The sequence below is a fragment of the Lacrimispora sp. 210928-DFI.3.58 genome (genome assembly GCF_020554865.1).
Classification (GTDB): domain Bacteria; phylum Bacillota; class Clostridia; order Lachnospirales; family Lachnospiraceae; genus Enterocloster.
In genome coordinates, this window is record NZ_JAJCIC010000016.1 from 82057 (window position 1) to 97349 (window position 15293).

Sequence of the window (15293 nt, forward strand, 5' to 3'; positions counted from 1 at the left end):
CTCCGAAATATTTCAAAAGGGACTGCTAAACAGCAGCCCCTTTGTCATTCTCTTTGAGTCATCATTCCTCGCTTCCGGATTCGGAGCTGCCCTCTTCATTTACAGAGGTCGCGGAGACAGAGCCTGCATTTCTGCGGCTTCTGTAGCCTCCAGACCGGTCATAACGCCCGCCTCTGTTTCTGTCGTAGCGTCCCTTTCTCTCGGAAACAGCCTCTTTCTTTAAAGCGATCACTACATGACGGAAAGGCTCCTCGCCTTCACTTCTGGTCGTCACATACTTATCATTCTGAAGAGCTGCATGGATGATCCTTCTCTCATAAGGATTCATAGGCTCTAAAGAAACCGGCCTCTTTGTCCTCTTCACCTTATATGCAATATTCTTTGCCAGGGTTTCCAGTGTTTCCTTCCTGCGCTCACGGTAATTCTCCGTATCCAGCTTTACTCTCAGGTATCCGTCTGTGCCCTTATTTACGATCAGACTTACAAGGTACTGGAGAGAATCCAGGGTCTGTCCTCTCTTGCCGATCAGGATCCCCATATCCTCGCCTTCCAGATTAATGGAAAGCTCCTGCTCCTCCTCGTTATAAGCAGCGGCAATGGATACCTCAATATTCATGGATGAAAATATCTTTGACAGGAAATCCACTGCCTTATCCTCAATGGTCTCCTTCTTCTTTGCACGGATGATGGCAGGCTTTGCACCGATTCCCAGAAATCCTGCGCTTCCCTTGTCAACGACTTCATATTCCAGCTTATCGCTGGTCGTCTGAAGCTCAATCAGCGCTTTTGTAACCGCTTCGTCCACTGTCTTAGCAGTAACTGTAATCATTTCCATACAAAACCCCTCCTACTTCTTATTTCCCTTCTCATGCTTTTCATTATATTTGGCAACCATGTTTGCTCTGGCAGCCAGGCTTCCGGGCTTCGCATTATCATTGTAAAACTTATTGGATTCCTCTACCTGCGCCTTTGTCTTAGCAAGCTTTGCCATACGGTTGGACTCTTCCTTTGTCTCCTTCTCCTCGATCTTCTTGAGCATCTCGTCTACGTTGCCGACCTTTGTGGGAGGAAGGCCCTTCTTTGCACGCTTCTTATTTGCCTTCTCTACATTTTTCTGAACAAGATCATCAATATCTACTTTGTTTAAGTAAGAATTAATACCAACCTGCTGGATGATGGTAAATACGCTCTGAGCCACCCAGTAAAGACCGATACCGGATGCAAAGGAGAAGCAGAAAAATACGGACATCAAAGGCATGGTGATATTCATAGATTTCATCATGCTGGCAGCCGGATTGTCATCATTGTTCTGCTTTGGCTGGGAAGCTGTCATGAGCTTTGTGCTGTACCACTGGCTTAAACCTGCAATCAGCGGAATACACAGAGCTGCAAACGCATGCATGAGGGTTGTCCCATCTGCCTTTGAAAAATAGTTCATGATCACCTGAAGAGGTGTATATGCAATATTAATGCCCAGGAAATTCTGCATGTTCTCAATGGCATCGATCACACGCACGCCGCCCTCTGTCACTGCCTCTCCAATAGAGGAAAATGCAGCCGCCAGGGAATCCCACTGCTGTCCTGTAAGCTTATATAAAAGATCAATAACAGTATTTACATTCGAATAATCAAACTTATCTCCCACCATCTTGTGAGCCTCGGCCAGATCAGTAAAGGCCTGGGCTGTCTGATAGCCATTGGGAAGCTTGCTGATGATCGTCTCATAATATCCCCTTACAGACTGAACGTAAGCAGGAATATTATAGATAACGCGGTACAGCGCAAAGATGATCGGCATCTGGATCAGAAGAGGGAGGCATCCGCCGGTCATGGATGTGCCATACTTCTCATAGACAGCCTTGATCTCTGTCTGCATCATCATGGCATACTTCTGATCATTTTCCTTACCCTTATACTTTTTCTGAATTGCAGTTATCTCAGGCTGCATAACTGCCATAAGCTTTGATGATTTCTGCTGCTTAATGGTAAGAGGCATCATAAGTACCTTTGTTACCAATGTAAACAAGATAATGCACAGGCCGATATTCACAATACCGAATGTGCTGGTAAAACGAAACAGCAGATCCATGATCCAGCCCAGAATATCAGCTATGGGCCCAAGGACACCGCCTGTTTTTGTCAAAACTACTGCGCCAACTAAACCATTCAAAACGCTACCTCCTTATGGGCGATCGGTGCCTGTTATCCGGCATCTGCCCTTTTCTCTACGGAACTGGATCATAACCGCCTTCTGCAAAGGGATGACAGCGAAGTATCCGCTTGCAGGCCAACCATGTACCTTTTAACGCACCATACTTTTGCAATGCCTCAATGGCGTATTGAGAACATGTTGGTGTGTAAATACAGTGAGTCCTTACTTTCAGGGGAGATAAGAAACGCTGGTATCCCCTTACCAAAAGGATCAAAAACCTTGTCATAATTACGTCACTTCGATTCTTTTAAAATGTGATGCAGTCCGCACAGGTGCATATATGCACCCTCCAAATGTCTGTAATCTGATTCCTTTGCAGCCCCTCTGGCCACAAGTACGATGTTTAACCCAGTCTCAATTCTTTCATTATTTAAACGGAATATTTCCCTTAATAGTCTGGTAATGTGGTGACGCACAATGCTGTTCCCCACCTTTTTACTAACCGAGATGCCGATGCGGTTCCCATCTTCCCCGTTTCTTTCAATATACATCACCAGCAGCCGGTTTGCATACGAAGCTCCGCTCCTGTAAATATGCTGGAACTCGCTGTTTTTCTTAATGGAAGGAAATCGTTTCATCCGAAACTCCTTACTGTCTGCTCTTTCCCCTTCAAACACACTTTAAGAAAAGAAAAGGCCACATGTTGCTGTGGCCTGTAGTTCTTTTGCTTTAAGCCGGGGACTTAAGCTGATAATTTCGCTCTACCTTTTGCTCTTCTGGCAGCAATAACTTTTCTACCGCCTGCAGTCTTCATTCTTGCTCTGAAGCCATGAACTTTTGCTCTCTGTCTCTTCTTAGGCTGAAATGTCATCTTCATAATCCGGGCACCTCCTATCAAACATTATCTGGTAATGTGAAAACACACATTTAGACTAGTATAATTAAACATCTTCTCAATTATATAGAAGAAATCGGCCTTCGTCAAGCAATTTTTATGAAAAAAAGACAGCAAAAAATGCTGTCCCTATAAGATGTATGCATTGCAGAAAAATATTACTATATTTAGTGTCTGATAGTTTACTCTTTTACAAATTTGAGCATCACTTTTCCGATCACAGCCACCAAAATGGCTGCCACGATCGCCTCCGGGATACCGGAAGCCGTCACTGTCACCATGATCAGTCCCCATACAGCGTCAACACCCACGCTCTTAACCTCTGCGTACTGGGCAGCCAGCAGCAGATAGATACTGCCCATGACAAAAACCGTATTTACCATTGATCCTACAAAACCTGTGATCGGCAGGGCGATCAGTGAATTAAGGTGTACCTTTTTGAGAAGGATCCAGAGCCATCCTGCCACCACACCGATCATCACACGGCATCCAACGGATATCCACACAGCCTTTATCATACCTGAAATCCCGGTCATGCTCATAAATGGGGAAAAGGCAAAGGATAACAAAGTGGGTGCCATGGTATTGCTGATCATAGAGCAGATGCCAAAGGTCGCCCCTAAAATTCCTCCTGCCAGAGGGCCTAATAAAACCGCTCCGATAATGACAGGGATATGCACCGTTGTTGCCTTAATCACAGGAAGCTGTATCAATCCCAGAGGTGTATTCGCCAGAAGAATGACGATCGCCATCATAAGTGCAACACTTGCAAGCCAACGTGTGTCTTTTTTCCTACTATTCAATTTTTTATCCTCCTTGCTACTGTTCTTATAAAAAGATACAATGCAATGCTACAAGGAAATTATATGGGATAATTCTTTCAGCGTCAATGTTTTTATGCGGAACCATTTCCCCCCATTGTGAATTAACATAATGTTATCCACAAAATGTTGATAACTTGTGGATAACTGTGTATAAATCTTTTCTTTATCCCCAAATACTCTAAAATACCGTATATTTTATAAGGATTTTGTGGATGTGTAAAAATATCAGTTATTTTTTCCACGTTTTTGTGGACAACTGGCCTGTCCACAGCGCTTACACACCGTTTTCACAGCCCATACACAAAGTTATCCACAATATTTTTTACTTATCATTGAAAAAAAATCTGTTTTCGTATACAATAGATTTAGATTGGGCAATTCTGCAATACAGTTTCAGGAGACAAAAAATGATTGAAAAAATAAAAGAAAACTGGGAAAAGATCCTACTTATATTAAAAGAAGAACACGAAATATCAAATATCTCCTACCACACATGGCTGGAACCCTTAACTCCACATTCCTTTAAAAACAACAGGGTGACAGTCATTGTTCCTGAACAGACCTTTTTATCTTATGTGAATAAAAAATATGGTCTTCTCCTCAAAGTGACCATATCCGAATTTCTCGGACAGGAATGCGATGTGGATTTTAAGGTCAAGGAGCAGATCGAGGAGGAGGAACCCCAGGCTCCCCAGCTGATTCAGAAAAATAAAACGGTCATCAGCCCTGATGTGATCCAAAGCGCCAACCTGAATCCAAAATATACCTTTGACACCTTCGTAGTCGGCTCCAACAACAACCTGGCCCATGCGGCTGCATTGGCTGTTGCCGAGTCCCCTGGCGAGATTTATAATCCCCTTTTTATCTACGGAGGCGTGGGACTTGGAAAAACCCACCTAATGCACGCCATTGCCCACTTTATATTGAAAAATAACCCGAAGTCAAAGATTTTATACGTTACCTCCGAGACCTTTACCAATGAACTGATCGATGCCATTCGTAATAAGAACAATATCACCACAACGGAATTCAGGGAGAAATACCGCAACAATGATGTTCTTCTTATTGACGATATCCAGTTTATCATTGGCAAGGAAAGTACCCAGGAGGAATTTTTCCATACCTTCAACACATTATATGAATCAAAGAAGCAGATTATCATATCCTCTGATAAACCGCCAAAGGAGATCGAGACCTTGGAGGAACGCCTCCGCTCCCGCTTTGAGTGGGGACTTACAGTAGATATCCAGTCACCTGATTATGAGACCAGGATGGCTATTCTCCGCAAAAAGGAGGAAATGGAAGGCTACAACATTGACAATGAAGTGATCAAATACATTGCCACCAATATCAAATCCAACATCCGTGAGCTGGAGGGCGCACTGACAAAGATCGTAGCCTTTTCCAGGCTGAACAAATATGATATTACCTTAGAGCTGGCTGAGGAGGCCTTAAAGGACATCATTTCCCCAAATTCTCAGAGGGAGATCACCCCTGACCTCATTATCCAGGTAGTGTCCGACCACTTTGGGATCACGCCCTTAGATATCTCCTCCCAGAAGCGCACAAAGGAGATCGTATATCCGCGTCAGATCGTCATGTACTTATGCCGCAATATGACAGAAACCCCTCTTCAGACCATCGGACGGTACTTAGGAGGAAGGGATCACACGACCATTATCCATGGTTTTGAAAAGATCGCAGCGGATATTAATAAGGATGAAAGCTTAAGAAATACCATTGAGATATTAAAAAAGAAAATTAATCCACAATAACCAGTGGAATCCATGTGGACAGGCTGTTGAAAAATCCTCTTTTTTATCTGCCTTGTGAATGATTTTTAAGAACCTGTGGATAAACTTCAGATTTTTCCTTAAGAAAGTGGACGGTTTCCACACCGGATTCCACATGAGGTTTTCCTTGATCCTCAAGGCTTTTCTCCACTTTTGCACAAACCCACAGCCCCTACTACGGTTTCTACGAAAAATAACTCTATATCCGCTCTAACATGGGTCTGACCGGAACATCAATTCAGAAAGGAAGTTATCAACATTATGAAGCTCAAGTTTCAAAAAGATGCAATTGTAAATGGTATCAATATTGTCATGAAAGCCGTTCCCTCCAAAACAACCATGTCCATCCTGGAATGCATCCTTATTGATGCCAGCGGCAGTGAGATCAAGCTGACAGGCAACGATATGGAATTAGGGATTGAGACAAAAGTAGAAGGAGAAATATTAGAGCACGGCAAGATCGCGCTTGATGCAAAGCTTTTTTCTGAGATCACACGCCGTTTATCCAGCCAGAATGCAACGGTTACCATAGAATCCGATGAAAAATTCAACACGGTCTTAAGCTGTGAAAACTCTGTTTTCCATATCCAGGGACGTGACGGGGAGGAATTTGCTTACCTTCCCTATATTGAAAGAGACAAATATATCTGTCTGTCCCAATTTACGTTAAAAGAAGTTATCCAGCAAACCATCTTCTCCATCTCGCCAAACGACAGCAACAAGATGATGGCTGGTGAATTATTTGAGGTCAATGAAAACCAGTTAAAGGTGGTATCGCTGGACGGACACCGCATCTCTATCCGCAATGTCCGTTTAAAGGACCACTATGACAACACAAAGGTGATCGTACCAGGAAAAACCTTGAGCGAGGTCAGCAAGATCTTAGGCGGGGACAATGAAAAGGATGTCCTTATTTACTTCAGTTCCAACCACATTTTATTTGAATTTGACAGCACCATCGTTGTTTCAAGGCTGATCGAGGGAGAATATTTCCGCATTAACCAGATGCTTTCCAGCGATTATGAGACAAAGGTGTCTGTAAACAAGAAGGAATTCTTAGACTGTATCGAGAGGGCAACCATCCTCATACGTGAAAATGACAAGAAGCCGCTGATCATAAATATCGGCGATGACAATATGCAGCTGAAGCTGAATTCCAGCTTCGGATCTATGAATGCTGATCTTATGATCCGCAAGACAGGTAAGGATATCATGATCGGCTTTAATCCAAAGTTCCTGATCGATGCCCTTCGCGTCATCGATGACGAGGATATCAACATTTACATGATGAATCCAAAGTCTCCGTGCTTTATAAAGGATGATGAGGCAAATTACATTTACCTGATCCTTCCGGTAAATTTCAACGCGGCATCTGTTTAAGCGGACTGATTGTCTAGGAAAGGAAAACCATGGAAATAATTAAGCTGAGGGAAGATTATATTAAGTTGGGCCAGGCCTTAAAGGCCGCTGGCCTGGTGGAAACAGGAGTAGATGCAAAGTATGCCATTGAAGATGGGCTTGTGTCCGTCAATGGAGAGACCGCTTACCAGAGAGGAAAAAAGCTGGTTGACGGTGATGTGGTGGCATACCAGGGCCAGACCATCAAGATCAAAAAATAGGAAAAAGAAAGCTGTTAAAGAGAGAACATCCATGATCATCGAATCCATAGAGCTGAAAAATTACCGCAACTACGAAGAACTACATATGGAATTGAATCAGGGAACCAATATACTCTATGGGGACAATGCCCAGGGAAAGACCAATGTCCTGGAATCCGTCTACGTATGCTGCACCTCAAAGTCCCATAAAAGTGCAAAGGACAGGGATATCATACGGTTCGGAGAAGAGGAAGCCCATCTGCGGCTCCAGATACGAAAGGGAGATGTTCCCTGCCGTATTGACGTACATTTAAAGAAAAACAAGCCAAAGGGAATCGCCATCAACGGCATTCCCATACGAAAGGCAAGCGAGCTGTTCGGTGTTGCCAATGTGGTCTTTTTTTCACCAGAGGATTTGAATATCATCAAGAACGGACCTTCTGAGCGCAGAAGGTTCATTGATATGGAGCTTTGCCAGTTGAATAAGCTTTATGTCCACTCATTGGTCCAGTATAACAGGGCTCTTCTCCAGAGAAACAAGCTTTTAAAGGAGCTTACCTTCCGTCCGGAGTATGAAGAGACGCTGGATGTGTGGGATATGCAGCTGGTCCATTATGGCAAGGAGGTCATTTCACTCAGACGCTCCTTTATAAGCCAGCTGAATGATATCATCCGGGGGATCCATGACAAGCTTTCAGGGCAGAAGGAGGAGCTCCTCATCCTATATGATCCCGATACAGAGGAAAAGGACTTCGCAGAAGCCCTGAGAAGAAACCGTATCCAGGATATGAAGCAGAAGACCACACTCACAGGGCCCCATAGAGATGACATCAGCTTTATCGTAAATGGCATTGATATCCGCAGGTTTGGTTCCCAGGGACAGCAGAGAACGGCAGCCCTATCACTGAAGCTCTCAGAGTTAGAGCTTGTAAAGTCCTTAAGCCGTGATGATCCGGTGCTTTTATTAGACGATGTGCTGTCAGAGCTGGATGGGAGCCGTCAGAATCAGCTTTTATCCGCAATCTGCGATATACAGACTATGATTACATGTACGGGGCTGGATGATTTTGTCAGCAACCGTTTCCACATAGATAAGGTATTTAAAGTGACAGACGGAAAAGTAGTGAGCGAAAATTAAAGCGAATGTTACCTGAAAAGAAAGGAAGATTATAGACATGGGAGAGCAGTACGGAGCAGATCAGATTCAGATACTGGAGGGACTGGAAGCAGTAAGAAAAAGGCCTGGCATGTATATAGGCAGCACGTCAGCCAGAGGACTTCACCATCTGGTGTATGAGATCGTAGACAATTCGGTAGATGAGGCATTGGCGGGTTATTGTGATTCCATTGATGTCACAATAAACGAAGATAATTCCATCACGGTCATCGATGACGGCCGCGGAATACCGGTGGATATCCAGAAAAAAGCCGGCCTTCCGGCAGTGGAGGTGGTATTTACCATCCTTCATGCAGGAGGAAAGTTTGGCAACGGAGGCTATAAGGTATCAGGAGGCCTTCACGGTGTAGGCGCATCCGTTGTAAATGCGCTGTCAGAATGGCTGGAGGTAAAGGTATACAGGGATGGGAATATCTATATGCAGCGCTATGAAAGGGGAAAAGTGGTTTATCCCTTAAAAATAGTAGGAAAGTGTGATCCCCACGAGCACGGCACCACGGTTACCTTCCTCCCTGATAAAGAGATATTTGATGAGACGGTTTATGATTATGATACCTTGAAAATACGCCTCAGGGAGACTGCCTTCCTCACAAAGGATCTAAAGATCACTCTCAGAGACAACAGGGAAGAGAAGAAGGAAAAGACCTTCCACTACGTGGGAGGCATTAAGGAATTCGTAACCTACCTGAACAAGGGTAAGGTACCCTTATATGAACAGGTCATCTACTGTGAGGGAACAAAAGAAGGTGTTTACGTGGAGGTTTCCATGCAGCACAATGATTCCTACACAGAGAATATCTATACTTTTGTAAATAATATCAATACCCCTGAGGGCGGAACACATCTGACAGGCTTTAAGAACGCTCTCACAAAGACATTTAACGATTATGCGAGGAAGAATAAGCTGTTAAAGGAAAGCGAGGAGAGCTTATCAGGAGAGGATATCAGGGAAGGCCTGACTGCGATCATCAGCGTCAAGATCGGCAATCCTCAGTTTGAGGGCCAGACAAAGCAGAAATTAGGCAACAGTGAAGCCAGGACAGCTGTGGATAATATTGTCAGCGAACAGCTTACCTATTTCCTGGAGCAGAATCCTGCAGTGGCAAAGGCTATGTGTGAGAAATCCATTCTTGCCCAGAGAGCCAGGGCAGCAGCCAGAAAGGCACGGGACCTGACACGCCGCAAATCAGCTCTTGACGGTATGGCACTCCCAGGAAAGCTTGCAGACTGCTCTGACAAGAATCCGGAAAACTGCGAGATCTACATTGTAGAGGGAGACTCCGCAGGAGGCTCCGCAAAAACAGCCCGCTCCCGCGCCACCCAGGCGATCCTTCCCCTTCGCGGCAAGATCCTCAACGTGGAAAAGGCAAGGATGGATAAGATTTATGGAAATGCAGAGATAAAAGCAATGATCACTGCATTCGGAACAGGTATCCATGATGATTTTGATATCAGCAAGCTGAGATATCACAAGATCATCATTATGACAGATGCCGATGTTGACGGTGCCCATATCAGCACTCTTCTTCTGACATTTATTTACAGATTTATGCCGGAGCTGATCAAACAGGGCTACGTATATCTGGCTCAGCCGCCTCTTTATAAGATCGAGAAGAACAAGCGTGTATGGTATGCATACAGCGATGATGAATTAAATGGGATCCTGGCAGACATTGGCCGTGATACGAACAATAAGATACAGCGATATAAAGGTCTGGGAGAGATGGATGCAGAGCAGCTTTGGGAGACTACCATGGATCCTGAGAGGAGGATCCTTCTGCGCGTGACCATGGATGAGGAGACCACCTCTGAGGTGGATCTGACCTTTACTACCCTGATGGGAGACCAGGTAGAGCCCAGAAGGGAATTTATCGAGGCCAATGCAAAGAAGGTTAAGAATCTGGATATTTAATAGAATTGGTTTGAAAACATAAAGGAGATAAAAAAATGGAACCAAATGTATTTGACAAGGTTCACGATGTAGACCTAAAGAAGACCATGGAGCAGTCCTATATCGACTATGCCATGAGCGTTATCAGTGCCAGAGCCCTCCCTGATGCCAGAGATGGCTTAAAGCCGGTTCAGAGGCGTGTCCTTTATTCCATGATAGAGTTAAATAACGGCCCGGACAAGCCGCACCGTAAATGTGCCCGTATTGTCGGCGATACCATGGGTAAATATCATCCCCACGGTGACAGCTCGATCTATGGAGCGCTGGTAAATATGGCCCAGGACTGGTCCACCAGATATCCGCTGGTAGACGGACATGGAAACTTTGGTTCTGTGGACGGAGACGGTGCTGCAGCCATGCGTTATACAGAGGCCCGCTTAAGCCGTATTTCCATGGAAATGCTGGCGGACATCAACAAAGATACCGTTGATTTCGTACCAAACTTTGATGACACAGAAAAAGAGCCTGTTGTACTTCCGTCCAGATTTCCCAATCTTCTGGTAAACGGCACATCCGGAATCGCTGTAGGTATGGCTACCAATATCCCTCCTCACAATCTCCGTGAGGTGATAAATGCAGTTGTAAGGATGATCGACAACCGCGTATCAGAGGACAGAGAGACCTCCTTAGAGGAGATCATGGAGATCATAAAGGGCCCTGATTTCCCGACAGGAGCCACCATTTTAGGAAAGCGGGGCATCGAGGAGGCCTACCGCACAGGACGTGCAAAGATCAAAGTAAGGGCTGTCACCAATATCGAGACCATGCCCAATGGAAAATCAAGGATCATTGTCACAGAGCTTCCCTATATGGTGAACAAGGCCCGTCTGATCGAGAAAATTGCAGATCTGGTAAAAGAGAAGAAAATTGACGGCATCACCTATATCGGCGATGAGTCGAACCGTGAGGGAATGCGCATCAACATTGAGCTCAGAAGAGATGTTAATGCCAATGTGATATTAAACCAGCTCTTTAAACACACCCAGCTCCAGGATACCTTTGGAGTGATCATGATCGCCCTGGTGAACAATGAACCAAAGATTATGAACCTGCATCAGATGCTGGACTCCTATGTAAAGCACCAGGAAGATGTTGTCAGGAGAAGGACGCAGTATGATCTGAACAAGGCAGAAGAACGGGCTCACATTTTAAAGGGCTTGCTGATCGCTTTGGATCACATTGACGAGGTTATCCGTATTATCCGTGGATCTGCCAATGTAGCTGATGCAAAGAACCAGTTGATGGAGCGCTTTGGACTCTCTGATGCACAGTCCCAGGCTATTGTAGACATGAGGCTGCGCGCTCTTACCGGTTTGGAACGGGAAAAGCTGGAGAGCGAGTACAGGGAGCTTCTTGCAAAAATCGAAGAATTAAAGTCGATCCTTGCAGATGAGAAAAAGCTCTTAACCGTCATTAAAGAAGAGATCACAGTGATTGCCGACAAATATGGGGATGACAGAAGAACAGCCATCGGATATGATGATGACATGTCCATGGAGGATCTGATCCCTGATGAGGATACCGTGATCGCCATGACACATTTAGGCTACATCAAGAGAATGGATGCAGATAATTTCAAGAGCCAGAACAGGGGCGGAAAAGGCATTAAGGGGATGCAGACCATTGAGGATGATTACATTGAAGATCTCCTTATGACAACCAACCACCACTATATGATGTTCTTTACCAACACAGGACGTGTTTACCGGTTAAAGGCCTATGAGATACCGGAAGCAGGACGCACAGCAAGGGGAACTGCTATCATAAACCTCTTACAGCTCCAGCCGGATGAAAAGATCACTGCGATCATCCCAATGAGGGAATTAAATAATGACAAGTATCTGTTCATGGCCACAAAGGACGGTATGGTAAAGAAGACCCCAATGGTAGAATATGAGCATGTGCGCAAGACAGGCCTTCAGGCAATCGTACTGAGAGAGGGCGATGAGCTGATTGAGGTCAAGGCAACAGATAATACCCAGGATATATTCCTTGCAACAAAGAAGGGCATGTGCATCCGATTTAAGGAAACAGATGTGAGAGTAACAGGACGGGTATCCATGGGTGTCATCGGTATGCGCTTTGATGAGGATGACGAGGTCATCGGCATGCAGATGGCAAACCAGGGAGACAGCCTTTTGGTTGTCTCTGAAAATGGTATGGGCAAGCGAACCATGATCAGTGAATTTAGTGCCCAGAACAGAGGCGGAAAAGGTGTGATCTGCTATAAGATCACAGAAAAAACAGGAGCTCTGGTAGGAGCAAAGCTGGTAAATGACGGGCGTGAGATCATGCTGATCACCACAGAGGGAATCATTATCCGCATGTCTGTGGACGATATCTCTATCATCGGCAGAAATACGTCCGGCGTAAAGCTGATGAACATTGAACAGAATTCTGATATCAAGGTCGCAAGTATTGCAAAGGTCCGGGAGAGCGTTACAAAAGAAAGCAATGTATTTGATGAGGAGAACTACGAAGAGGAACACTAAATAAGGGATAAGAGGCTGCCATAATAAGCAGCCTCAGAGTGTCGACAAAGTCGCCACTCTGTTGGAATTCATGGCTGCGCCATAAATTCCAGATGCGAAGGAAAAAAGTACGATTTCCTCGTACAAGGGCAAACGCCCCTAGAAATCGTACTTTTACACTACGGTGGAAATGAATTCCACCTGCGTGATTCCAGTTCGAGGGCTTTGCCCTCGAGCTCCCATTCCAGAAAACATAGTTTGTCTACAGTCTAAGGCTGCCATAATAAGCAGCCTTTTCCTTTGCCGTAAATAAATTAAAAAAATGTAAAAAAGAGCTTGACAACACAAACTCCTTTTAGTATAATGGCTAATGCGTCTGACAGCGAATATGCTGAAGGAAGCAATCATATGGAAAATGTAATTCGGAGAAATACTCAAGAGGCCGAAGAGGCGCCCCTGCTAAGGGTGTAGGTCGGGAAACCGGCGCGAGGGTTCAAATCCCTCTTTCTCCGCTCCTTTTTCCAAATGATTATTTTTTTACTGTCTTTGCCTGAACGGTGAAAAAAATCAAAAAAGTTGTTGACAAGATCAGACAACTGTGATATGATAAATAACCGCTGGAGCAAACCAGTAAAAAGAAAAATAAAAAAAGTTAAAAAAGTAGTTGACAAATCAAAAACAACGAGTTATAATAAATAACCGTTGCGGCCGAGATGCCAACAACAAAGTTCCTTGAAAATTGAAGATTAAACAGTATGTAAAACCCTGAAAATTCTAAAAAACAAAGGTCTGGTTTAGACCTGTGGATTTGAGAAAATTCAGAACAAAAACCAAGTAAAACGGGAAAAGAATTAGCTAGTAGTTGATTCTGATCTCGGATTAAACAAACATTATAACATGAGAGTTTGATCCTGGCTCAGGATGAACGCTGGCGGCGTGCCTAACACATGCAAGTCGAGCGAAGCGATTTCAATGAAGTTTTCGGATGGATTTGAGATTGACTGAGCGGCGGACGGGTGAGTAACGCGTGGGTAACCTGCCTCATACAGGGGGATAACAGTTAGAAATGACTGCTAATACCGCATAAGCGCACGGGATCGCATGATCCAGTGTGAAAAACTGAGGTGGTATGAGATGGACCCGCGTCTGATTAGCTGGTTGGTGAGGTAACGGCCCACCAAGGCGACGATCAGTAGCCGACCTGAGAGGGTGACCGGCCACATTGGGACTGAGACACGGCCCAAACTCCTACGGGAGGCAGCAGTGGGGAATATTGCACAATGGGGGAAACCCTGATGCAGCGACGCCGCGTGAGTGAAGAAGTATTTCGGTATGTAAAGCTCTATCAGCAGGGAAGAAGAAAGACGGTACCTGACTAAGAAGCCCCGGCTAACTACGTGCCAGCAGCCGCGGTAATACGTAGGGGGCAAGCGTTATCCGGATTTACTGGGTGTAAAGGGAGCGCAGACGGCAATGCAAGTCTGAAGTGAAAGCCCGGGGCTCAACCCCGGTACTGCTTTGGAAACTGTATAGCTAGAGTACTGGAGAGGCAAGTGGAATTCCTAGTGTAGCGGTGAAATGCGTAGATATTAGGAGGAACACCAGTGGCGAAGGCGGCTTGCTGGACAGTAACTGACGTTGAGGCTCGAAAGCGTGGGGAGCAAACAGGATTAGATACCCTGGTAGTCCACGCCGTAAACGATGAATACTAGGTGTCGGGGGACAAAGTCCCTCGGTGCCGTCGCAAACGCAGTAAGTATTCCACCTGGGGAGTACGTTCGCAAGAATGAAACTCAAAGGAATTGACGGGGACCCGCACAAGCGGTGGAGCATGTGGTTTAATTCGAAGCAACGCGAAGAACCTTACCAAGTCTTGACATCGGAGTGACCGCGCCGTAAAGGGCGTTTTTCTTCGGAACACTCCAGACAGGTGGTGCATGGTTGTCGTCAGCTCGTGTCGTGAGATGTTGGGTTAAGTCCCGCAACGAGCGCAACCCTTATCCTTAGTAGCCAGCAGTAAGATGGGCACTCTAGGGAGACTGCCAGGGATAACCTGGAGGAAGGTGGGGATGACGTCAAATCATCATGCCCCTTATGATTTGGGCTACACACGTGCTACAATGGCGTAAACAAAGGGAAGCGAACCTGCGAGGGAGAGCAAATCTCAAAAATAACGTCCCAGTTCGGACTGCAGTCTGCAACTCGACTGCACGAAGCTGGAATCGCTAGTAATCGCGAATCAGAATGTCGCGGTGAATACGTTCCCGGGTCTTGTACACACCGCCCGTCACACCATGGGAGTCAGCAACGCCCGAAGTCAGTGACCTAACCGAAAGGGAGGAGCTGCCGAAGGCGGGGCAGGTAACTGGGGTGAAGTCGTAACAAGGTAGCCGTATCGGAAGGTGCGGCTGGATCACCTCCTTTCTAAGGAA

12 protein-coding genes, 1 tRNA gene and 1 rRNA gene are annotated in these 15293 nt (G+C 45.4%); 8 read left to right on the forward strand and 6 right to left on the reverse strand.

The window, feature by feature from the left end; genetic code table 11:
- Nucleotides 1–61: 61 nt before the first annotated feature.
- From jag to LIZ87_RS11585, 6 genes are all read right to left on the reverse strand, one after another.
- Nucleotides 62–835, reverse strand: a complete 774-nt coding sequence (jag, locus tag LIZ87_RS11560; RefSeq protein WP_178316834.1) for an RNA-binding cell elongation regulator Jag/EloR — start codon at nucleotides 833–835, stop codon at nucleotides 62–64.
- 12 nt (nucleotides 836–847) lie between these two features.
- Nucleotides 848–2170, reverse strand: coding sequence for a YidC/Oxa1 family membrane protein insertase (locus tag LIZ87_RS11565; RefSeq protein WP_178316833.1), 1323 nt, complete (start codon nucleotides 2168–2170; stop codon nucleotides 848–850).
- A gap of 55 nt (nucleotides 2171–2225) precedes the next feature.
- Nucleotides 2226–2438 carry a membrane protein insertion efficiency factor YidD gene (yidD, locus tag LIZ87_RS11570; protein ID WP_178316832.1) on the reverse strand — a complete coding sequence of 71 codons (213 nt, stop codon included), beginning with the start codon at nucleotides 2436–2438 and terminating at the stop codon, nucleotides 2226–2228.
- 7 nt (nucleotides 2439–2445) lie between these two features.
- Nucleotides 2446–2790 carry a ribonuclease P protein component gene (gene rnpA, locus LIZ87_RS11575; RefSeq protein ID WP_178316831.1) on the reverse strand — a complete coding sequence of 115 codons (345 nt, stop codon included), beginning with the start codon at nucleotides 2788–2790 and terminating at the stop codon, nucleotides 2446–2448.
- Between the two features lie 104 nt (nucleotides 2791–2894).
- Complete coding sequence (rpmH, locus tag LIZ87_RS11580; RefSeq protein ID WP_002569304.1) at nucleotides 2895–3029, reverse strand: 50S ribosomal protein L34; 135 nt, start codon at nucleotides 3027–3029, stop codon at nucleotides 2895–2897.
- 200 nt (nucleotides 3030–3229) lie between these two features.
- The gene (locus LIZ87_RS11585) at nucleotides 3230–3850 is read right to left on the reverse strand and encodes an ECF transporter S component (RefSeq protein WP_178316830.1); all 621 of its coding nucleotides are present in this window, start codon (nucleotides 3848–3850) and stop codon (nucleotides 3230–3232) included.
- Between the two features lie 428 nt (nucleotides 3851–4278).
- Here LIZ87_RS11585 and dnaA point away from each other — a divergent pair, with 428 nt between their 5' ends.
- The 8 genes from dnaA to LIZ87_RS11625 all read left to right on the forward strand — a co-directional run bounded on the left by dnaA (nucleotide 4279) and on the right by LIZ87_RS11625 (nucleotide 15285).
- On the forward strand, nucleotides 4279–5646 hold the full coding sequence (gene dnaA / locus LIZ87_RS11590) for a chromosomal replication initiator protein DnaA (RefSeq protein WP_178316829.1): 1368 nt from the start codon (nucleotides 4279–4281) through the stop codon (nucleotides 5644–5646).
- Nucleotides 5647–5925: 279 nt separating this feature from the next.
- Nucleotides 5926–7044 (forward strand): DNA polymerase III subunit beta, encoded by a 1119-nt coding sequence (gene dnaN / locus LIZ87_RS11595; protein ID WP_178316828.1) that lies wholly within the window; start codon nucleotides 5926–5928, stop codon nucleotides 7042–7044.
- 29 nt (nucleotides 7045–7073) lie between these two features.
- Nucleotides 7074–7283 carry an RNA-binding S4 domain-containing protein gene (locus tag LIZ87_RS11600; RefSeq protein WP_178316827.1) on the forward strand — a complete coding sequence of 70 codons (210 nt, stop codon included), beginning with the start codon at nucleotides 7074–7076 and terminating at the stop codon, nucleotides 7281–7283.
- Between the two features lie 31 nt (nucleotides 7284–7314).
- A complete protein-coding gene (gene recF / locus LIZ87_RS11605) occupies nucleotides 7315–8400 on the forward strand; it encodes a DNA replication/repair protein RecF (protein WP_178316826.1) in 1086 nt (361 codons plus the stop codon).
- Between the two features lie 37 nt (nucleotides 8401–8437).
- On the forward strand, nucleotides 8438–10351 hold the full coding sequence (gene gyrB / locus LIZ87_RS11610; RefSeq protein WP_227147135.1) for a DNA topoisomerase (ATP-hydrolyzing) subunit B: 1914 nt from the start codon (nucleotides 8438–8440) through the stop codon (nucleotides 10349–10351).
- Nucleotides 10352–10386: 35 nt separating this feature from the next.
- Nucleotides 10387–12882: a DNA gyrase subunit A gene (gyrA, locus tag LIZ87_RS11615; protein ID WP_178316824.1), complete on the forward strand. Its 2496-nt coding sequence runs from the start codon at nucleotides 10387–10389 to the stop codon at nucleotides 12880–12882.
- Between the two features lie 403 nt (nucleotides 12883–13285).
- A tRNA-Ser gene (locus tag LIZ87_RS11620) sits at nucleotides 13286–13373 on the forward strand.
- A 381-nt stretch (nucleotides 13374–13754) separates the two neighbouring features.
- Nucleotides 13755–15285: ribosomal RNA gene (locus LIZ87_RS11625) — 16S ribosomal RNA — on the forward strand.
- The last annotated feature ends 8 nt before the right edge of the window (nucleotides 15286–15293 follow it).

Excerpts from the sequence above, each read along its gene's own strand:
- jag (WP_178316834.1), bottom strand. The coding sequence starts at position 835 with ATGGAAATGATTACAGTTACTGCTAAGACAGTGGACGAAGCGGTTACA.
- yidD (WP_178316832.1), bottom strand. The coding sequence starts at position 2,438 with ATGACAAGGTTTTTGATCCTTTTGGTAAGGGGATACCAGCGTTTCTTA.
- rnpA (WP_178316831.1), bottom strand. The coding sequence starts at position 2,790 with ATGAAACGATTTCCTTCCATTAAGAAAAACAGCGAGTTCCAGCATATT.
- rpmH (WP_002569304.1), bottom strand. The coding sequence starts at position 3,029 with ATGAAGATGACATTTCAGCCTAAGAAGAGACAGAGAGCAAAAGTTCAT.
- dnaA (WP_178316829.1), top strand. The coding sequence starts at position 4,279 with ATGATTGAAAAAATAAAAGAAAACTGGGAAAAGATCCTACTTATATTA.
- dnaN (WP_178316828.1), top strand. The coding sequence starts at position 5,926 with ATGAAGCTCAAGTTTCAAAAAGATGCAATTGTAAATGGTATCAATATT.
- LIZ87_RS11600 (WP_178316827.1), top strand. The coding sequence starts at position 7,074 with ATGGAAATAATTAAGCTGAGGGAAGATTATATTAAGTTGGGCCAGGCC.
- recF (WP_178316826.1), top strand. The coding sequence starts at position 7,315 with ATGATCATCGAATCCATAGAGCTGAAAAATTACCGCAACTACGAAGAA.
- gyrB (WP_227147135.1), top strand. The coding sequence starts at position 8,438 with ATGGGAGAGCAGTACGGAGCAGATCAGATTCAGATACTGGAGGGACTG.
- gyrA (WP_178316824.1), top strand. The coding sequence starts at position 10,387 with ATGGAACCAAATGTATTTGACAAGGTTCACGATGTAGACCTAAAGAAG.